The organism is Serratia sp. CY44782 (genome assembly GCF_052168715.1).
GTDB classification, from domain to species: domain Bacteria; phylum Pseudomonadota; class Gammaproteobacteria; order Enterobacterales; family Enterobacteriaceae; genus Serratia; species Serratia nevei.
Genome location: NZ_JBJNME010000001.1, coordinates 156,183 through 175,648 on the forward strand (window position 1 = coordinate 156,183; position 19,466 = coordinate 175,648).

The window sequence follows — 19,466 nt, forward strand, 5'->3', positions numbered from 1 at the left end:
AGGAAATCCCCTACGCAAACGTTTTCTTTTTCTGTTAGAATTCGCCGCGAATTGGATGCAGGGGCGATTCATCATTGGAATAGTTCATGGTCTGGATTGATTACGTCATTATAGCGGTGATTGGATTTTCGGCTCTGGTGAGCCTGATCCGAGGGTTTGTTCGCGAAGCATTGTCACTTGTGACATGGGGATGTGCGTTTTTTGTTGCCAGCCATTTCTACTCTTACCTTGCGGTCTATTTCACTCGTTTTGAAGATGAACTGGTGCGAAACGGCATCGCGATCGCGATTTTGTTCATCGCGACCTTGATCGTAGGGGCTATTGTTAACTATGTGATTAGCTCACTGGTAGAGAAAACCGGGTTGTCGGGCACCGACCGCGTGTTGGGCATCTGCTTCGGCGCGCTGCGCGGAGTGTTGATCGTCGCGGCGATCCTGTTCTTCCTGGATACCTTTACCGGCTTCTCACAAAGCGCCGACTGGAAACAGTCGCAGCTCATTCCCCAGTTCAGTTACGTCATCAGGTGGTTCTTTGACTACCTGCAGAGCACGTCGAGTTTCTTGCCGACCCAATTGCCGGGGCGGTAGCGCTGATGAGGAAAAGACAACATGTGCGGTATTGTCGGTATCGCCGGTTTCATGCCGGTAAACCAGTCGATTTATGATGCGCTGACGGTGCTTCAGCACCGTGGCCAGGATGCCGCAGGCATCGTCACCATTGACGCCCACAACGGGTTCCGTTTGCGTAAAGCCAACGGCCTGGTGAAGGATGTGTTTGAGGCGCGCCATATGCAACGCTTGCAGGGCAACATGGGCATTGGCCATGTGCGTTACCCGACGGCCGGCAGCTCGAGCGCCTCTGAGGCCCAGCCTTTCTACGTCAACTCGCCGTTCGGCATTACGCTGGCCCACAACGGCAACCTGACCAACGCCCATGAGCTGCGCCAAAATCTGTTCGAAAGCGGCCGCCGCCATGTCAACACCACCTCCGACTCGGAAATCCTGCTGAACGTGCTGGCCAGCGAGCTGGACCGCTTCCCGCACTACCCGTTGGAGGCCGAAAACATCTTTACCGCGGTCGCCGCCATGCATCAGCAACTGCGCGGCGCTTACGCCTGCGTGGCGATGATCATCGGCCACGGCCTGCTGGCGTTCCGCGACCCGAACGGCATTCGCCCGCTGGTGATCGGCAAGCGCACGCTGGAGGATGGCCGCAGCGAGTACATGGTGGCCTCCGAGAGCGTGGCGCTGGATACCCTGGGCTTTGAGTTCCTGCGCGACGTGGCGCCGGGCGAAGCGGTGTACATCACCACCAAGGGCCAGCTGTTCACCCGCCAGTGCGCGGAGAACCCGAAAACCAACCCGTGCCTGTTCGAATACGTTTATTTCGCGCGCCCGGACTCCTTTATGGACAAGATCTCGGTCTACAGCGCCCGCGTGCGCATGGGCCAGAAGCTGGGTGAGAAGATCGCCCGCGAGTGGGAAGATCTGGACATCGACGTGGTGATCCCGATTCCGGAAACCTCCTGCGACATCGCGCTGGAGATCGCGCGCATTCTCGAGAAGCCATACCGCCAGGGCTTCGTGAAGAACCGCTACGTCGGCCGCACCTTCATCATGCCGGGCCAGCAGGCGCGTCGCCAGTCGGTGCGCCGCAAGCTGAACGCCAACCGCGCCGAGTTCCGCGACAAGAACGTGCTGCTGGTGGATGATTCCATCGTGCGCGGCACTACGTCGGAACAGATCGTCGAGATGGCGCGCGAAGCGGGCGCCAAGCGCGTGTACCTGGCTTCCGCCGCGCCGGAAGTGCGCTTCCCGAACGTCTACGGTATCGACATGCCGAGCGCCAACGAACTGATCGCCCACGGGCGTGAAGTGGATGAAATCCGCCAGATCATCGGCGCCGACGGGCTGATTTTCCAGGACCTGGACGATCTGATCGAAGCGGTGCGCGAAGAGAACCCGGACATCACCCAGTTCGAATGTTCGGTGTTCAACGGCATCTACGTGACCAAAGACGTCGACCAAAGCTATCTGGAATACCTGGAGTCGCTGCGCAGCGACGACGCCAAGGCGCTGCGGGTGCAAACCGAAGCGGAAAATCTGGAACTGCACAACGAAGGCTAACCGCCTGCGTTGATCCCTCAGGGTGCATCGCCGCGTCTGCGGCGGTGCACCTTGCTCCTCTGACTTGCTTATCCCTCGCCATTGCGGCAAAGTCTGCCTGATCTTACTTTTTACGGCAGAGGCCATTTTCCATGAAACGACTCATCATCGGCATTTCCGGCGCCAGCGGCGCTGTCTACGGCGTGCGCCTGTTGCAGGTTTTGCGCGACGTCGCAGAGGTGGAAACCCATTTGGTGATGAGCAACGCGGCAAGACAGACGCTGGCGCTGGAAACGCCGTACAGCCTGCGTGAAGTGCAGGCGCTGGCCGATGTGGTGCACGACGCGCGCGACATCGCCGCCGGCATCTCCTCCGGCTCCTTCAAGACCCTGGGCATGGCAATCCTGCCCTGCTCGATCAAAACCTTGTCCGGCATCGTTAACAGCTACAGCGACGGGCTGCTGACTCGCGCCGCCGACGTGGTGCTCAAAGAGCGCCGCCGTTTGGTGCTGTGCGTGCGGGAAACGCCGCTGCATTTGGGGCACCTGCGGTTGATGACCCAGGCGGCGGAGATGGGGGCGGTGATCATGCCGCCGGTGCCGGCGTTTTACCACCGGCCGACAAGCGTGGAAGACATCATCGATCAGACCGTCAATCGGGTGATCGACCAGTTTGATATCGAACTGCCGACCGATCTGTTCACCCGCTGGCAGGGTGCTAATTAACAGTTTTATCCCTAAATTGGTACATTTGTGCAACACCGCACTGAATTGGGGCGGAGTATGCACCATAATAATCCCACTTCATCACGCTCACTGTTTCATGGCGCCGCCTTGTCGCGGCTGCCAGTGGCGCGGCCCCGACCGGCCGATTTAATTTTGCGGTTATCGTCCCAGGAAACAGTATTGTGAAGGCCGGAGCCGTTCCCTCCGTCCGTAGCACCGAATGTGGCACGATTACTGCAAATTGATTTGGTGGGGAAAGTAATGCCCGTAGTGGCATCAAAAAAATCAATTTGAGGGTAATTTATGAAAAAGCGGGTTTTGATTTTGCCGTTAGTTCTGGCTTTGAGCGCCGCCAGCAGCGCCTTTGCCGCCATTCCTTCCACGCTGAAGATTGGCACCGATCCGACATACGCACCGTTTGAATCCAAAAACGCCAAAGGCGAGCTGGTAGGCTTTGACATCGATTTGGCCAAAGAGCTGTGCAAACGCATCAATACCCAATGCACCTTCGTGGAGAGCGACTTCGACGCGCTGATCCCATCCCTCAAGGCGAAGAAGATTGACGCCATTATCTCTTCGCTGTCCATCACTGAAAAACGCCAGCAGGAAATCGCCTTTACCGACAAGCTGTATGCCGCCAACGCGCGTCTGATCGCGCCGAAGGGCTCCAAGCTGCTGCCGACCGCCGAAGCGCTGAAAGGCAAGAGCGTGGGCGTGCTGCAGGGCACCACCCAGGAAGCCTACGCCAACGCCATGTGGCAGCCGAAAGGGGTGACCGTCGTGCCTTACCAGAACCAGGATCTGGCTTATGCCGACCTGGCCTCCGGCCGTATCGATGCCGCCTTCCAGGATGAAGTGGCGGGCAGCGACGGCTTCTTGAAACAGCCGCCGGGCAAAGACTATGCGTTCGCCGGCGAATCGGTGAAGGATGACAAGTTCTTCGGCGTCGGCACCGGCATGGGGCTGCGCAAGACCGATACCGAGCTGAAAGCCGCGCTGGACAAAGCCTTCGCCGAGATGCGTAAAGACGGCACTTACGACAAATACGCGAAAAAGTACTTCGACTTTGACGTCTACGGCGGGTAATCCGCTTCCCGTTCCATGCTGTGACTGCGGGGCCGGTGCGCCGGCCCCGATGGTTCGGATCCTAGACCACAGGGTGAAGTAGATGCTGCAAGGCTATTCCCAACTGATTTTCGAGGGGGCTCTGGTGACGTTGGAGCTGGCCCTCAGTTCCGTGGTGCTGGCGGTGGTGATCGGTCTGATCGGCGCCGGTGGCAAACTGTCTCATAACCCCTTTATCTCCGGCCTGTTCGGTGCCTATACCACGCTGATCCGCGGCGTGCCCGATCTGGTGCTGATGCTGCTGATCTTTTACGGTTTGCAGATCGCGCTGAACAACATCACCACGCTGCTGGGCTTCGCGCAGATCGATATCGATCCGCTCGGCGCCGGCATCATTACCCTCGGCTTTATCTACGGCGCTTATTTTACCGAGACCTTCCGCGGCGCCTATCTGGCGGTGCCGAAAGGGCAGATCGAAGCGGCGACGGCCTACGGCTTCAGCGGCGCGCAGATCTTCCGGCGCATTCTGTTCCCGGCGATGATGCGTTTTGCCTTGCCGGGCATCGGCAACAACTGGCAGGTGATCCTGAAGGCGACGGCACTGGTGTCGATCCTCGGCCTGAACGACGTGGTGAAAGCCACGCAGCTGGCGGGGAAAGGCACCTATCAGCCGTTCTTCTTCGCCATCGTGGCCGGCGTGGTGTACCTGATCTTCACTACCGTTTCCAACGGCGTGCTGCTGTGGCTTGAACGGCGTTACTCACTGGGCGTCAAGAGGGCCGAGCTATGATCGATATCCTGCAACAGTATTGGCAGTCGCTGCTGTGGAGCGACGGCTATCGCTTCACTGGCGTGGCGGTAACGCTGTGGCTGCTGATCGCCTCGGTGGTGATGGGCGGGCTGCTGGCGATCCCGATGGCGGTGGCGCGCGTCTCTTCCATCCGCTGGGTACGTTTCCCGGTGTGGCTCTACACCTATGTGTTTCGCGGGACGCCGCTGTACGTGCAGCTGCTGGTGTTCTACTCCGGCATGTACAGCCTTGAGATCGTGCGCGGCAGCGAGTTTCTCAATGCGTTTTTCCGCAGCGGGCTCAACTGCACCATTCTGGCACTGACGCTCAACACCTGCGCCTATACCACCGAGATCTTCGCCGGGGCCATCCGCTCGGTGCCGCACGGTGAAATCGAGGCCGCCAACGCCTACGGTTTCTCGCGCTTCAAGATGTATCGCTGCATCATTTTACCTTCGGCGCTGCGTACCGCGCTGCCGGCTTACAGCAACGAAGTGATCCTGATGCTGCACTCCACCGCGCTGGCGTTTACCGCCACCGTGCCGGATCTGCTGAAGATCGCGCGCGACATCAACGCCGCGACCTATCAGCCGTTCTACGCTTTCGGCATCGCGGCGGTGCTGTACCTGATCATCTCCTACGTGTTAATCAGCCTGTTCCGCAAGGCTGAAAAACGCTGGATGGCACACGTTAGTCACTGATAAATGACGGGAAGAAAAACCATGTCTGAGAATAAATTAGCCGTCACCGAACTGCACAAACGCTATGGCGACCACGAAGTGCTGAAGGGCGTCTCGCTGGCGGCCAACGCCGGGGATGTGATCAGCATCATCGGCTCCTCCGGCTCCGGAAAAAGCACCTTTCTGCGCTGCATCAACTTCCTCGAAAAACCGAGCGAAGGCTCGATCAGCCTGAACAACGAAGACATTCGCATGGTGCGCGACAAAGACGGCCAGCTGAAGGTGTTCGACAAGAAGCAGCTGCAGCTGCTGCGCACGCGCCTGACCATGGTGTTCCAGCATTTCAACCTGTGGAGCCACATGACGGTGCTCGAGAACGTGATGGAGGCGCCGGTGCAGGTGCTGGGGCTGAGCAAGGCCGAAGCGCACGAGCGCGCGGTGCGCTATCTGGATAAGGTGGGCATCGATGAGCGGGCGCGCGGCAAATACCCGGTGCACCTGTCGGGCGGCCAGCAGCAGCGTGTTTCTATCGCCCGCGCGTTGGCGATGGAGCCGGAAGTGCTGCTGTTTGACGAGCCGACGTCGGCGCTGGATCCCGAGCTGGTGGGCGAGGTGCTGCGTATCATGCAGAAGCTGGCGGAGGAGGGGAAAACCATGGTGGTGGTGACGCACGAAATGGAGTTTGCGCGCCACGTTTCCAACCACGTGATCTTCCTGCACAAAGGGTTGATTGAAGAGCAGGGGCCGCCGGCCGAGCTGTTCGGCAACCCCAAAAGCCCGCGCCTGCAGCAGTTCCTGTCCGGCGCGTTGAAGTAACTTCAGATCAGCGGGCTTCGGCCCGCTGATTAATCACGTCATCCAGCGCCTGTTCCAGCTCCAGATAGCGGAAGTGGAAGCCGGCCTCCTCCAGCCGCTTCGGCACCGCCCGCTGGCCGCCGAGCACCAGCACCGCCGCTTCCCCCATCAACAAACGCATGACGAACGCCGGCACCCGCAGAAACGCCGGGCGATCGAGCACGTTGGCCAATTGGGCGGCGAACTGTTCGTTATGCACCGGGTAGGGAGCGACCATGTTGAACGGGCCGGTCAGGGTGGCGTGGTCCAGCAGATAAATAATGCCGTTGATCATGTCTTCGAGATGGATCCACGGCAGGTATTGGCGGCCGTCGCCGATCGGGCCGCCCAGCCCGAAACGGAACGGCGGCAGCATTTTAGCCAGCGCGCCGCCCTGTGGCGCCAGCACTACGCCGGTGCGCAGCAGACAGACGCGGGTGGCGTCGCTCTGCGCCTGCAGCGCCAGCGCTTCCCAGCGTTGGCACAGCTGATGGGTGAATTCGTCGTGCGGCGGCTCCTCTTCGGTGACCACCGCCTGCCCCTGGTCGCCGTAGTAGCCGACGGCGGAACCGGAAATCAGCACGCCGGGCGGCGTGCTGCCGGCCTTGAAAAGCTGCGCCAACCGCTCGGTCAGATCCCAGCGGCTATGGCACAGCCGCTGTTTCTGCTGTGCGCTCCAGCGCTTGTCGGCGATAGGTTCGCCGGCCAAATTGATCACCGCATCGAAGTCATCCAGCGACTGCCGGTCGTCCAGCGTTTGCCAATAGCTCGGCTGGTCGCCCAGCCTGGCCCGGGCTCGCCGTTCGTCTCGCGTCAGCACCGTAATGTGGTGAGAAAGCGCCAGCAGCCTGGCCGTCAGGCTGCTACCTATCAATCCCGTTGCGCCGGTGATCAGGATCCGCATGGTCGACCTCCCTGAGTCAGCCCCGGCGGTAGCTCATGGTCATGGAGACCGAATCGGCGTAGCGCAGGGCCAGAAGTTTATCTATCTCCACTTCAGCATAGGTCACCCAGGCATGTTCTTTTACGATATCGAGCACATCCTGCGTTAATTTTTCCAGCAGCGCGAAACGGTTATCTTCCACATGGCGGATGATCGCTTTGGTGATGGTGCGGTAGTTGAGCGCGTCGGCGATGTCTTCGCTGTTGCGCGCCTTGTCCGCCGGGTAGTGGATCGCCACGTTAATCAGGACGTCCTGTCGGTTGTTGATTTCTTCTTCCTTGATACCGATGAACGTGCGCAACCGCAGATTTTTAATGCGAATAACGGCGTCGGGTTGACTGAAAGACATCAGAGATTCTCCATAGGTCTGATTATTGGCGTTCAGAATACACGGAAAGTAGGGAAATGATAACGCAGGGGTGATGTGACTCCCCGGCGGCGGGGAGTCGGGGAGCGGGGGGTTAGCCCTGTTCGGCCAGCTTATAGGCGCGCTCGGTCGCCGGGCGGTTGCTGATGCGCTCGAACCAGTTGCGCACCGCCGGGTAATCCGCCAGATCGATGCGCTGGCGCGGATGCGACACCACCCACGGGTAGGTGGCGATATCGGCGATGCTGTAGTTGTCGCCGCCCAGGTACGGGTGTTTTTGCAGTTCGGCTTCCAGCACGCCATATAGCCGCTTGGTCTCCAGCTGGTAGCGCTCAATGGCGTAAGGCACCGGCTGCGGCGCGTAGTGGTTGAAGTGGTGATTCTGCCCGAGCATCGGCCCGAACCCGGCCACCTGCCAGAACAGCCACTGCAGGGTGGCGGCGCGTTCGCGCAGGCCCTTGCTCAACAGCTTGCCGGTTTTCTCCGCCAGATACAGCAGGATTTCCCCGGACTCGAACAGGCTGATTGGCGCGCCGCCGTCCACCGGTTGCTGATCGACGATCGCCGGGATTTTGTTGTTGGGAGAAATGCTCAGAAAGTCCGGTTTAAACTGCTCGCCGGCGCTGATGTTTACGCGATGGATACGGTAGGGTAAGCCGACCTCTTCCAAAAACAAGGTGATCTTGTGACCATTGGGAGTAGGCGCGTAATACAGGTCAATCATGTTGCCTCCTGCGGTAAGGTGATCTGTAATTCATTACACGTTGCTGCGGTCTTCGCCGCGCACAAAGGTATATCAGAGATCCAACAATAGCAGCTAAGGATAGCAGGCTATGTGGGATTCGTCCGATGCTATCTGCGCGGTTGGATCACAATTCTCCACCGGGGCGGACGGCGGTTTGCCGCACGGCGCCGGCGCGGTAAAATGGCGCTTATTTCCCTCTATAGGACAAGGTTATGAAGCTGATGTTCGCCTCGGATATTCACGGATCGCTGCCAGCCACCGAACGCGTACTGGAATTGTTCGCACAAAACGGCGCCGACTGGTTGATTCTTCTGGGTGATTTGCTGAATCACGGCCCGCGCAACGCGCTGCCGGCCGGGTATCAGCCTGCTCAGGTTGCCGAACGATTGAATCGCTATAGCGACAAGATCATCGCCGTTCGCGGCAATTGTGACAGCGAGGTCGATCAGATGCTGCTGACGTTTCCCATCGAGGCGCCCTGGCAACAGGTTTTACTGCAAAAAAGACGATTGTTTTTGACCCACGGTCACCTTTATCATCCCTCGGCACTGCCGCCGTTATCCCGCGGTGACGTCCTGGCCTACGGCCATACGCATCTGCCGCAGGCGGAGCGGCAGGGTGAGATCTATTGCTTCAATCCGGGCTCGGTCAGCATCCCCAAAGGGGGCTTTCCGGCCAGCTACGGCATGTTGGATCGGGGCACTTTGAGCGTGCTGACGCTCGACGACGGCAAGGTCGTCGCGGAGGTGGCGTTAACACGCTAAACGCACTAATTTATACACACACAATAAAAATCTTTGAAAAACACTCATTGATTAACCAGCGCGCGGGATGCATCGCGCCAAAATAGAAGGTTTTAGAGGATGGCGGAACAGGGTCAGGCTGCAGATACCGAATGGGTTGATATCGTCGACGAGCAAAACGAGGTGATTGCTCAATCCAGTCGTCAACAGATGCGGGCGGAGCGGCTGCGCCATCGTGCTACCTATATTGTGGTGCATGATGGGATGGGAAAAATTCTGGTGCAGCGTCGCACTGAGATCAAGGACTTCTACCCGGGCTGGTTGGACGCAACGGCGGGTGGCGTAGTGCAAAGCGGTGAAAACGTGCTGGATTCGGCGCGCCGCGAGGCGGAAGAAGAGCTGGGCATCGCCGGTGTGCCTTTCGCCGAACACGGCCTGTTCTACTTCGAAGAAGAGCAGTGCCGGGTGTGGGGTGCGCTGTTCAGCTGCGTATCGCACGGCCCGTTCGCGCTGCAGGAAGAAGAAGTGGCCGAGGTGTGCTGGCTGACGCCGGAAGAGATCACCGCGCGCTGCGACGAGTTTACCCCGGATTCGCTGAAGGCGCTGTCGCTGTGGCTGACGCGCAACAACGAACAGGATTACGGTAAGCCGCTCGACAACCACTGAGACGCCAACGCGTGAGAAAGCCGGTCATCGACCGGCTTTTTTTATGGCGCGGATTCAGCAGCTGTCGCGGCGGCACAGCGTGGCGGGCAGGGAGCCTGCCGGCAGCCAGGGTTGCTCGTTCAGGCGCGCCAGCAGCGCCTGGCCGGCCTGGATGCCGATGTCGCGATGCGGAATGGTCATGGTAGTCAGCGGCGGTTGGCAGACCCGGCTGAACTCGCTGTTGCCGAACCCCACCACCGCCAGATTGTCCGGCACCTTGATGCGCCGCCGCTGGCATTCATACAGCGCGCCGCCGGCCAGTTCGTCCGAGGCGCACACCAGCGCGTCCAGCTCCGGCCAGGCCAGCAGGAATTCCGGCAGCTGCTGCGCGCCGGTGCTGAAGCTGGCGGGCTGCGCGGCGTTGATCACCCGATGCGGCGACATATGGTTGCGCAGCAGCGCCTTGTGCCAGCCCTGCAGGTGCTGCTGGAAGATCCACTGTTCCTGGTTGGCGCACAGCAGCCCGATGTTCTGATAGCCGCTGGCGATCACCGTTTGCGTCAGCTGATACATGGCCGCCACGTAGTCGATGCCGATGCTCATGTCAATCGGATCGGCGCGCACGGCGCCGATCTCCACCACCGGAATGTTGGCGGCGATGAGCGCGTTGCGGGCGTTTTGCGAATGCTCGACGCTGAGCAGCACCGCCGCCGCCAGGTTGTAAGAGAGCAGGGTCTCCAGCAATTTCTCTTCGCGTTCGAGGTGATGCTGCGACTCCGCCAGCATGATGTGATAACCGGCCGGCTGCAGCACTTTCTGCAGGCCGGCGAACATCTCGGCGCAGCCGGATTCGGACAGGCTGGGCACCACCATGGCGATGGTGTAGGACGAGGCTGACGCCAGCGAACTGGCGGCCAGGTTGGGCAGATACCCCAGTTCGCTCACCGCGGCTTCAATCTTCTCGCGCAGTTTGTCTGAAACCTGCTCCGGCGTGCGCAGCGCGCGCGACACCGTCATGGTGCCGACGCCCGCCAGCTGCGCTACGTCAGCCAACGTCACCCTGCCCGTGCTGCGTCGTTTTTTACCGATCGACATGCCTAATCCCGACTGAAATGCGCGCGCGGCGCATAAAAATGGTGAGGGCGGGAAGCCGACGGCGCGGCTTCGACGATCCCCGTATGCGGCACATTCTACCCCGTTACCCGAAATAGCGAGAAAAAATTGTGGTTAACGCCATGCCGCGGCGCGGCGTTTTGATAGCGCTATCACAGATCTGCATGATAGCGCTTTGGTAGCGCTATCTTTGTGATATCCATCACTGTGTGGCCGGGTGGGGTTGATTAAAGTTTTACCGTCGTCGGTGAATTAATCACCGGCCGAAACCATCAACCTTTAGGAGGGTAACGTGCTGAAAGAGTGGCTGACCGCCGATCATATACAGCTGTGCGAACGGGTGGAGGACTGGCGCCAGGCGGTAACGCTGAGTGCGCAGCCGCTGCTGCAAGACGGCGTGATCACGCCGAATTACCTGACGGCCATCTTTCATCAGCAGGAGAAGCTCGGGCCTTACTTTGTCCTGGCGCCGGGCATCGCCATGCCGCACGCCCGGCCCGAAGAGGGCGCCAACGCGTTGGGATTATCGCTGTTGAAGATCCATCAGGGGGTGAACTTTCATTCCGCGGATAACGATCCGGTTCAGGTGGTGGTGATGCTTTCGGCGCCCGACGGCGACAGCCACATCGAATTGATTTCGCAACTGGCGGAATTATTTTCAGACAATCAGGCCATGGAGGCGTTATTTCACGCCAAAGATAAACGGCAAATCGAGGATATTATCGCCCGCTATTAACGCTTAATCACCAGGAACACTATTAATGCTAACAACGCCGGGAATATGACCGGCGGCGCTACCCTACACGCTAAATTCAACAGGTGGATATTATGAAAATCATGGCGATTTGCGGTTCCGGTCTCGGCAGCAGTTTTATGGTGGAAATGAACATTAAAAAGGTGCTGAAAAAGATGGGGGTGGAGGCCGAGGTCGAACACTCCGATCTGTCGTCCGCCACCCCCGGCGCCGCCGACGTGTTCGTGATGGCGAAAGACATCGCCGACAGCGCCAGCGTACCGGCCGAGCAGCTGGTGGTGATCAGCAACATCATCGACATTAATGAGCTGGAAGCCAAGCTGCGCGCTTACTTCGAAGCCCACTCAATCATCTGAATAAAACGATTGGCGAGGTGGATATGTTTATCCAGGAAACGCTTAAGTTTGTGGTGGATATATTAAAGGTGCCTTCGGTACTGGTCGGGCTTATTGCGCTGATCGGTTTGCTGGCGCAAAAGAAATCGTTTTCCGACGTGGTAAAAGGCACGGTAAAAACCATTCTCGGCTTTATCGTTTTGGGCGGCGGCGCCACGGTATTGGTCGGATCGCTCAATCCGCTGGGCGGCATGTTCGAACACGCGTTCAATATTCAGGGCATCATTCCGAATAACGAAGCCATTGTCTCCATCGCGCTGGAGAAATACGGCGCCTCCACCGCGCTGATCATGGCGTTCGGCATGGTGGCGAATATCGTGGTGGCGCGCTTCACCCGGCTGAAATACATCTTCCTGACCGGCCACCACACCTTCTACATGGCCTGCATGATCGGCATCATCCTGACGGTGGCGGGCTTCGAGGGCGTGCAGCTGGTGTTTACCGGCGCGCTGACCCTGGGGCTGGTGATGGCGTTCTTCCCGGCGATCGCCCAGCGCTATATGCGCCGCATCACCGGCAATGACGATATCGCTTTCGGTCACTTCGGCACCCTGGGCTACGTGCTGTCCGGCTGGATCGGCTCGAAGGTGGGCAAAAACTCGCGCTCGACCGAGGAGATGAACCTGCCGAAAAACCTCAGCTTCCTGCGCGACAGCTCCATTTCGATCTCGATGACCATGATCGTCATCTACCTGATCCTGGCGATCTGCGCCGGGCGGGCTTATGTGGAAAGCGAGCTCAGCGGCGGCCAGAACTACCTGGTGTATTCGATCATTCAGGCCATCACCTTCGCCGCCGGGGTGTTCATCATCCTGCAGGGCGTGCGTTTGATTCTGGCAGAAATCGTGCCGGCGTTCACCGGCTTCTCGGAAAAGCTGGTGCCGAATGCGCGGCCGGCGCTGGATTGCCCGGTGGTCTATCCCTATGCCCCCAACGCGGTGCTGATCGGCTTCCTGTTCAGTTTCCTTGGCGGATTGGCCGGGCTGTTTCTGCTGGGGCAGCTGAAGATGGTGCTGATCCTGCCCGGCGTGGTGCCGCACTTCTTCACTGGCGCTACCGCCGGGGTGTTCGGCAACGCGACCGGCGGACGGCGCGGCGCGATGCTGGGTGCTTTCGCCAACGGGTTGCTGATCACCTTCCTGCCGGTATTGCTGCTGCCGGTGCTGGGGGCGCTGGGCTTTGCCAACACCACCTTCTCCGACGCCGACTTCGGCGCGATCGGCATCCTGCTGGGCAATATGGCGCGCTTTATGTCGAAGGAGATGATCATGCTGGCGATCGTCGCCGTGTTCGCGCTGCTGGTGGCGCATAACTTCCTGGGAAAACGCAAAGGCGCGCCGGCCGCTGACCGCGTCGAGAAATAACGAGGGCAGACTGATGAACTACACAACGAGCGAAACGGAAATTGAAGAGCTGCATACCCTGGCGCGGGCGATCCGCCTGGAAACGCTGAAAGCGCTGACCGGGCTGGGTTTTGGCCACTACGGCGGCTGCATGTCGGTGGTGGAGACGCTGGCGGTGCTGTACGGCAGCGTGATGCGCATCGATCCGGCGGATCCGGACTGGCCGGAGCGCGATGACTTCGTGCTGTCGAAAGGGCACGCCGGCCCGGTGCTGTACAGCACGCTGGCGATCAAGGGCTACTTCCCGCTGGCGGAGCTGAAGACCCTCAACCAGAACGGCACGCGTCTGCCGAGCCACCCGGACCGGCTGCGCACGCGCGGTGTGGATGCCACCACCGGTTCGCTGGGGCAGGGCGTGTCGATCGCCGCCGGCATGGCGTTATCTCATCGGCTGGCGGGGCGCCGCAATCGGGTGTTCAGCATCCTCGGCGACGGGGAGCTGAACGAAGGGCAGTGCTGGGAGGCGTTCCAGTTTATCGCCCACCACAATCTGAACAACCTGACGCTGTTCATCGATTACAACAAGCAACAGCTGGACGGCGCGCTGGACGAGGTGATCCAACCGTTCGATCTGGCCGCCAAGTTCCGCGCCTTCGGCTTTGAGGTGCAGACCATCAAGGGCGACGACATCGCGGCGTTGCTGGCGGCGGTAGCGCCGGCGCGCGGCGGCGAACAGCGGCCGCTGGCGATCGTGCTCGACAGCATCAAGGGGCAGGGCGTGGCCTATCTGGAAAACCTGTCGAACTCTCACCACCTGCGCTTGACGCCGGACGTGCAGCAGGAAATCGAGAAAGCCATCGCCGAACTGGAGGCCGCCCATGTTTAACGTAGTGACGCAGTTGGAAAACGACGCCGTCGAAATGCGCAAAGTCTACGCCGGCGCGGTGCGTCGGCAGATTGAAGCGGGCGCGCCGATCATCGCGCTGGAGGCGGATCTGATGAGCTCGATGGCGATGGACGGCGTGCACAAGGATCACCCGCAGCACGTGATCAACTGCGGCATCATGGAGGCCAACGTGATCGGCGTCGCCGCCGGGCTGTCGCTCACCGGCCGGGTGCCGTTCGTGCATACCTTTACCGCCTTCGCCAGCCGCCGCTGTTTCGATCAGTTGTTCATGTCGCTGGATTATCAGCGCAACAACGTCAAGGTGATCGCCTCAGACGCCGGGGTGAGCGCCTGCCACAACGGCGGCACCCACATGTCGTTCGAGGATATGGGCATCGTGCGCGGGCTGGCGCATTCGGTGGTGCTGGAGGTGACCGACGCCACCATGTTCGCCGATATTCTGCGCCAGCTGATGGATCTGCGCGGCTTCTACTGGGTGCGCACCATCCGCAAGCAGGCGACGCGCATCTACCAGGAGGGCTCGCGCTTTACCATCGGCAAGGGCAACCTGCTGCGCGACGGCGATGACGTTACGCTGATCGCCAACGGCATCATGGTGGCGGAGGCGCTGAAGGCGGCGCAGATGCTGGCGCAGCAGGGCGTCAGCGCGGCGGTGATCGATATGTTCACCCTCAAGCCTATCGACCGTGAACTGATCAAAACCTATGCGGCCAAGACCGGGCGCATCGTCACCTGTGAAAACCACAGCATTCATAACGGGCTGGGATCGGCGGTGGCGGAGGTGCTGGCGGAAGAGTGCCCGACGCCAATGCGGCGCGTAGGGGTGAAGGAGCGTTACGGCCAGGTGGGCACCCAGGCATTTCTACAGCAGGAGTACGGCCTGACCGCCGAGCATATTCTGGAGGCTGCTGGGCAGTTGCTGGCACATCATTAGGAAAGCCCAAGACGCCGGTCAATGACCGGCGTTGCCTGATAAGGCCATGAAACGTCGCTGAGGCAACGCGCACGCCTTAACGCGGAGAATAGGTGTGTCGGTTGTTATATTCGGTATTCGGCGTGACAACGCCGAAAAACGCATTGTGGACCCACATTTTGCAGTTATTGCAACACGGCGCGATTCTCCCATCCCCGTTAAAAGCAACGCAGTAGTAATGACGCGGATGCAGGTTGCGAGCATAAAGTTCAAGCCACACATGGGCTTCGGCGCATGCGGTAAAGGGCCGCGCTTCAACTTCCTTTTTACCGCTCCACGGGAGAATCAGCCGCTGGCTTTTTTTCTCCTTCGCCTGCAGTTCTTCAATATATCGGTCAAATAGGGAGGCGTCATGCGTGATGCCTGCGCTGTGGCCTACGAAGCGGGTTAATCCCGATACCTCCCTCTTTCCTCTCGTCAGAGAAAAAGCCAGCGCCAGCATTCTGTTCGTTGTAGGGCCGAGCCGGTCGATCTTCCAAAGGTAGGAATCGTAATTAATGGCATTGTTAATGAGCGTTTTGGCTATTTTCTCAACGGACTGACCAGTGTGTGCCATAGGGGAAACCTTCAGATTTTTTTATGAGTGTGCATAGTGTCTAGCACAAGATCCTGTTATCAGAATAAGTCGGACCTTTAATTAAGAGTATTCTTAGCTTAAGGTGGAATGGAAATGACTTGCTGGCGATACTGTAGCTATTTATTTGTTTATAAATAAATTGGCGTAAGCTTAGCGCGGAGGGCAGTGAGATTTGTCCGCAGGGGAAAGATATGATTCTTTCTTCAGAATAAAAAAAGCACCGCTCAATATGCTTGAGCGGTGCTTTATTGTTTTATGCCAGTACTCATTATCCACAACCCCGGCCAGGACGGGGCGTGACATTAATGGGCTATCAGGCCTTGGCGGCAGCGTCAGCCTGGGAAGACTGGATCGCCGTCAGCGCAACGGTGTAGACGATATCGTCAACCAGTGCGCCGCGCGACAGGTCGTTCACCGGCTTGCGCATGCCTTGCAGCATCGGCCCGATGGAGACCAGGTCAGCGGAACGCTGTACCGCTTTGTAGGTGGTGTTGCCGGTGTTCAGATCCGGGAAGATGAACACGGTCGCCTGGCCGGCTACCGGTGAGTTCGGCGCCTTGGACTTGGCAACGTCGGCCATGATGGCGGCGTCGTACTGCAGTGGGCCGTCGATGATCAGGTCCGGGCGTTTTTCCTGCGCCAGACGGGTCGCTTCGCGCACTTTCTCGACGTCGCTGCCCGCACCGGAGTTGCCGGTGGAGTAGGAGATCATCGCTACGCGCGGCTCGATGCCGAAGGCCGCGGCGGAATCCGCAGACTGGATGGCGATTTCAGACAGCTGCTCGGCGGTCGGATCCGGGTTGATCGCGCAGTCGCCGTAGACCAGTACCTGGTCAGGCAGCAGCATGAAGAACACGGAGGACACCAGCGAGCTGCCCGGCGCGGTTTTGATCAGCTGCAATGGCGGACGGATGGTGTTGGCGGTGGTGTGAACCGCGCCGGAGACCAGACCGTCGACTTCGCCTTGTTCCAGCATCAGGGTGCCGAGCACCACGTTGTCTTCCAGCTGCTCGCGCGCGACCACTTCGGTCATGCCCTTGCTCTTGCGCAGCTCAACCAGACGCGGCACGTAGTTTTCACGCACGGCGACCGGATCGACGATTTCGATGCCTTTGCCCAGCTCAACGCCTTGCGCTGCCGCAACGCGCTGGATCTCGTCCGGGTTGCCGAGCAGCACGCATTCCGCGATGCCGCGTTCGGCGCAGATGGCCGCCGCTTTCACGGTGCGCGGCTCGTCGCCTTCCGGCAGCACGATGCGTTTGCCGGCTTTACGCGCCAGCTCGGTCAGCTCGTAACGGAACGCCGGTGGAGACAGGCGGCGTGAACGCTCGGAGGTGGCGGTCAGCGAGTCGATCCACTCGGTGTTGATGTGGCTGGCCACGTAGTTCTGCACTTTCTCGATGCGCTGGTGGTCGTCCGCCGGCACTTCGAGGTTGAAGCTCTGCAGGCTCAGCGAGGTCTGCCAGGTGTTGGTGTCGACCATGAACACCGGCAGGCCGGTCTGGAAGGCGCGTTCGCACAGCTTCTTGATCGGCTCGTCGATGGCGTAGCCGCCGGTCAGCAGGATGGCGCCGATTTCCACGCCGTTCATCGCCGCCAGGCAGGCGGAGACCAGCACATCAGGACGGTCTGCGGAGGTCACCAGCAGAGAGCCCGGGCGGAAGTGTTCCAGCATGTGCGGGATGCTGCGCGCACAGAAGGTCACGGACTTCACGCGGCGAGTCATGATGTCGCCTTCGTTGACCACGCGGGCCTTCAGGTGGCGAGCCATGTCGATGGCGCGGGTGGCGATAAGATCGAAGCTCCACGGCACGCAGCCCAGAACCGGCAGCGGGCTGTTGGCGAACAGCTGAGCAGGATCGACGTGGGCGATGCTGGCTTTGGTGGAGTCGTCGAAGATTTCGGACAGGTCAGGACGGGTGCGGCCCTGATCGTCGACCGGTGCGTTCAGCTTGTTGATGATAACGCCGGTGATGTTTTTGTTCTTGCTGCCGCCGAAGCTGGTGCGCGCCAGTTCGATGCGCTCTTTCAGCTGCGCCGGGGAGTCGTTGCCCAGCGCCAGCACGAAGACGATCTCGGCGTTCAGGGTTTTGGCGATCTCGTAGTTCAGCGCGTTGGCGAACTGATGCTTACGGGTCGGCACCAGGCCTTCGATCAGCACCACTTCCGCGTCTTTGGTGTTCTCGTGGTAACGCGCCACGATCTCTTCCATCAGCACGTCTTGCTGGTTGGAGCTCAGCAGGCCCTCAACGTAGTCCATGCGCAGCGGTTCGGCCGCCGGGATGGTGGAGTTGCTGCGGATGATGGTGGTGGTCTGGTCGAGCGCGTTGTCGCCGGTGCGCGGTTGAGCGATAGGCTTGAACACGCTCAGACGAACGCCTTTTTGCTCCATGGAGCGGATGACACCCAGGCTGACGCTGGTCAGGCCGACGCTGGTGCCGGTGGGGATCAACATAATAGTACGTGACACAGAATAGTCCTCTTCACGATTAACATGAGGCTAAAACAACACCGTCAGCCTGGGCTGACGGTGTTTTGAGAGCATTACGCGGTCAGGCGGGATGCGTCCTGCGCGATGACCAACTCTTCGTTGGTCGGGATCACCAGCGCCAGGCGGCTGCCGTCTTTGGTGATGGCGCCGGATTTGCCGAAGCGAGCGGCCATGTTGCGGTCGTGGTCGATTTCGAAGCCCAGCAGGCCCAGTTTGTTCAGGGTCAGCTCACGCACCATGCCGGCGTTCTCGCCGATGCCGCCGGTGAAGATCACCGCATCCAGACGGCCTTCCATCAGCGCGCTGTATGCGCCGACGTATTTGGCCAGACGGTGGCAGAACACGTCCATGGCGCGTTTGGCGTCGGCTTTGCTGTCGTAGTTGTCTTCAACGTAACGGCAGTCGCTGGTGACTTCGGTCAGGCCCAGCAGGCCGGATTCTTTGGTCAGCATCTTGTTGATCTGGTCAACGCTCATGCCCAGAGAGTCGTGCAGGTGGAAGATGATAGCCGGATCGATGTCACCGCTGCGGGTGCCCATCACCAGGCCTTCCAGCGGGGTCAGACCCATGGAGGTGTCAACGCACTGGCCGTTGCGCACTGCGGTAACGGAACCGCCGTTGCCCAGGTGGCAAGTGATCACGTTCACTTCTTCTACCGGCTTGTTCAGCATCTTCGCGGCTTCCTGAGTCACGTAGAAGTGGCTGGTGCCGTGTGCGCCGTAGCGGCGAACGCCGTGGTCGCGGTACAGGCTGTACGGCAGGGCGTACAGGTAAGATTCTTCCGGCATGGTCTGGTGGAACGCGGTGTCGAACACGGCAACGTTCTTGTCGGCCAGGTGAGGGAAGGATTTCAGCGCTTCCGCGATGCCGATCAGGTGAGCCGGGTTGTGCAGTGGTGCAAACGGCACGGAATCTTTGATACCCTGCAGAACTTCGTCGTTGATCACGGCGGAAGCGGTAAACTTCTCGCCGCCGTGCACGATGCGGTGGCCGATAGCGGTCAGCTGCGCAGAAAGCTCTGGTTTTTGTGCCAGAATAGTATTAACAATGAAGTTCAGCGCTTCGCTGTGTGCAGCGCCGGCCCCCAGGGCAGCTTCGTGTTTGGCGCCGTCCATTTTCCACTTGATGCGAGCTTCAGGCAGGTGGAAACACTCGGCCAAACCGGAGAGGAATTCGTCGCCGTTAACGGCATCGATGATGGCGAATTTCAGAGAAGAACTGCCGCAGTTAAGAACCAGTACTAGCTTACTCGACATGGAAGTACCTACTTA

The 19,466-nt window shown here is 59.8% G+C and carries 21 protein-coding genes; 14 read left to right on the forward strand and 7 right to left on the reverse strand.

Features of this window, described 5'->3' with window-relative positions; translation table 11 throughout:
- Positions 1-86 precede the first annotated feature (86 nt).
- The 7 genes from cvpA (at position 87) to hisP (ending at position 6,181) form a co-directional block, all read left to right on the forward strand.
- Positions 87-587, forward strand: coding sequence for a colicin V production protein (gene cvpA / locus ACJ8HT_RS00790; protein ID WP_004936119.1), 501 nt, complete (start codon positions 87-89; stop codon positions 585-587).
- A gap of 21 nt (positions 588-608) precedes the next feature.
- The gene (gene purF, locus ACJ8HT_RS00795; RefSeq protein WP_197652399.1) at positions 609-2,126 is read left to right on the forward strand and encodes an amidophosphoribosyltransferase; all 1,518 of its coding nucleotides are present in this window, start codon (positions 609-611) and stop codon (positions 2,124-2,126) included.
- A gap of 131 nt (positions 2,127-2,257) precedes the next feature.
- The gene (locus ACJ8HT_RS00800) at positions 2,258-2,830 is read left to right on the forward strand and encodes a UbiX family flavin prenyltransferase (protein WP_197652400.1); all 573 of its coding nucleotides are present in this window, start codon (positions 2,258-2,260) and stop codon (positions 2,828-2,830) included.
- Positions 2,831-3,133: 303 nt separating this feature from the next.
- Positions 3,134-3,916 carry a histidine ABC transporter substrate-binding protein HisJ gene (hisJ, locus tag ACJ8HT_RS00805; RefSeq protein ID WP_019453740.1) on the forward strand — a complete coding sequence of 261 codons (783 nt, stop codon included), beginning with the start codon at positions 3,134-3,136 and terminating at the stop codon, positions 3,914-3,916.
- Between the two features lie 82 nt (positions 3,917-3,998).
- Positions 3,999-4,685 carry a histidine ABC transporter permease HisQ gene (locus ACJ8HT_RS00810; protein ID WP_049200166.1) on the forward strand — a complete coding sequence of 229 codons (687 nt, stop codon included), beginning with the start codon at positions 3,999-4,001 and terminating at the stop codon, positions 4,683-4,685.
- Positions 4,682-5,386: an ABC transporter permease gene (locus tag ACJ8HT_RS00815; protein ID WP_159318314.1), complete on the forward strand. Its 705-nt coding sequence runs from the start codon at positions 4,682-4,684 to the stop codon at positions 5,384-5,386. The genes ACJ8HT_RS00810 and ACJ8HT_RS00815 overlap by 4 nt, the downstream gene beginning before the upstream one ends.
- A 21-nt stretch (positions 5,387-5,407) precedes the next feature.
- Positions 5,408-6,181 (forward strand): histidine ABC transporter ATP-binding protein HisP, encoded by a 774-nt coding sequence (gene hisP, locus ACJ8HT_RS00820; RefSeq protein WP_038876434.1) that lies wholly within the window; start codon positions 5,408-5,410, stop codon positions 6,179-6,181.
- A gap of 7 nt (positions 6,182-6,188) precedes the next feature.
- On the opposite strand, the gene ACJ8HT_RS00825 is transcribed toward hisP, so the two are convergent.
- The 3 genes from ACJ8HT_RS00825 to yfcG form a co-directional block, all read right to left on the reverse strand.
- Positions 6,189-7,103 (reverse strand): TIGR01777 family oxidoreductase, encoded by a 915-nt coding sequence (locus ACJ8HT_RS00825; RefSeq protein WP_197652401.1) that lies wholly within the window; start codon positions 7,101-7,103, stop codon positions 6,189-6,191.
- A gap of 16 nt (positions 7,104-7,119) precedes the next feature.
- A complete protein-coding gene (gene folX / locus ACJ8HT_RS00830; RefSeq protein ID WP_194572821.1) occupies positions 7,120-7,491 on the reverse strand; it encodes a dihydroneopterin triphosphate 2'-epimerase in 372 nt (123 codons plus the stop codon).
- Between the two features lie 112 nt (positions 7,492-7,603).
- The gene (gene yfcG, locus ACJ8HT_RS00835; protein WP_038876430.1) at positions 7,604-8,233 is read right to left on the reverse strand and encodes a GSH-dependent disulfide bond oxidoreductase; all 630 of its coding nucleotides are present in this window, start codon (positions 8,231-8,233) and stop codon (positions 7,604-7,606) included.
- A gap of 233 nt (positions 8,234-8,466) precedes the next feature.
- Here yfcG and yfcE point away from each other — a divergent pair, with 233 nt between their 5' ends.
- A complete protein-coding gene (yfcE, locus tag ACJ8HT_RS00840; RefSeq protein ID WP_033653755.1) occupies positions 8,467-9,018 on the forward strand; it encodes a phosphodiesterase in 552 nt (183 codons plus the stop codon).
- A gap of 99 nt (positions 9,019-9,117) precedes the next feature.
- Positions 9,118-9,663 carry an NUDIX hydrolase YfcD gene (gene yfcD, locus ACJ8HT_RS00845; protein ID WP_004936086.1) on the forward strand — a complete coding sequence of 182 codons (546 nt, stop codon included), beginning with the start codon at positions 9,118-9,120 and terminating at the stop codon, positions 9,661-9,663.
- Between the two features lie 54 nt (positions 9,664-9,717).
- Here the strand turns inward: yfcD and ACJ8HT_RS00850 are convergent, their stop codons facing one another.
- Positions 9,718-10,737, reverse strand: a complete 1,020-nt coding sequence (locus ACJ8HT_RS00850; RefSeq protein WP_038876425.1) for a LacI family DNA-binding transcriptional regulator — start codon at positions 10,735-10,737, stop codon at positions 9,718-9,720.
- A 310-nt stretch (positions 10,738-11,047) separates the two neighbouring features.
- On the opposite strand from ACJ8HT_RS00850, the gene ACJ8HT_RS00855 reads away from it, so the two are divergent.
- From ACJ8HT_RS00855 to ACJ8HT_RS00875, 5 genes are all read left to right on the forward strand, one after another.
- The gene (locus tag ACJ8HT_RS00855) at positions 11,048-11,491 is read left to right on the forward strand and encodes a PTS sugar transporter subunit IIA (RefSeq protein ID WP_038876423.1); all 444 of its coding nucleotides are present in this window, start codon (positions 11,048-11,050) and stop codon (positions 11,489-11,491) included.
- Between the two features lie 92 nt (positions 11,492-11,583).
- Positions 11,584-11,865: a PTS sugar transporter subunit IIB gene (locus ACJ8HT_RS00860; protein WP_025303676.1), complete on the forward strand. Its 282-nt coding sequence runs from the start codon at positions 11,584-11,586 to the stop codon at positions 11,863-11,865.
- A 23-nt stretch (positions 11,866-11,888) separates the two neighbouring features.
- The gene (locus ACJ8HT_RS00865) at positions 11,889-13,268 is read left to right on the forward strand and encodes a PTS ascorbate transporter subunit IIC (protein WP_004936074.1); all 1,380 of its coding nucleotides are present in this window, start codon (positions 11,889-11,891) and stop codon (positions 13,266-13,268) included.
- A gap of 13 nt (positions 13,269-13,281) precedes the next feature.
- Positions 13,282-14,133, forward strand: a complete 852-nt coding sequence (locus tag ACJ8HT_RS00870) for a transketolase (RefSeq protein WP_197652402.1) — start codon at positions 13,282-13,284, stop codon at positions 14,131-14,133.
- The gene (locus ACJ8HT_RS00875) at positions 14,126-15,088 is read left to right on the forward strand and encodes a transketolase family protein (RefSeq protein WP_194572820.1); all 963 of its coding nucleotides are present in this window, start codon (positions 14,126-14,128) and stop codon (positions 15,086-15,088) included. The genes ACJ8HT_RS00870 and ACJ8HT_RS00875 overlap by 8 nt, the downstream gene beginning before the upstream one ends.
- 76 nt (positions 15,089-15,164) lie before the next feature.
- Here the strand turns inward: ACJ8HT_RS00875 and ACJ8HT_RS00880 are convergent, their stop codons facing one another.
- From ACJ8HT_RS00880 to ackA, 3 genes are all read right to left on the reverse strand, one after another.
- Entirely contained in the window at positions 15,165-15,683 is a 519-nt protein-coding gene (locus tag ACJ8HT_RS00880) for a hypothetical protein (RefSeq protein ID WP_174135520.1), read from the reverse strand.
- A gap of 334 nt (positions 15,684-16,017) precedes the next feature.
- Complete coding sequence (gene pta / locus ACJ8HT_RS00885) at positions 16,018-18,174, reverse strand: phosphate acetyltransferase (RefSeq protein WP_033648050.1); 2,157 nt, start codon at positions 18,172-18,174, stop codon at positions 16,018-16,020.
- Between the two features lie 74 nt (positions 18,175-18,248).
- Complete coding sequence (gene ackA, locus ACJ8HT_RS00890; protein ID WP_004936063.1) at positions 18,249-19,451, reverse strand: acetate kinase; 1,203 nt, start codon at positions 19,449-19,451, stop codon at positions 18,249-18,251.
- Between the last annotated feature and the right edge of the window lie 15 nt (positions 19,452-19,466).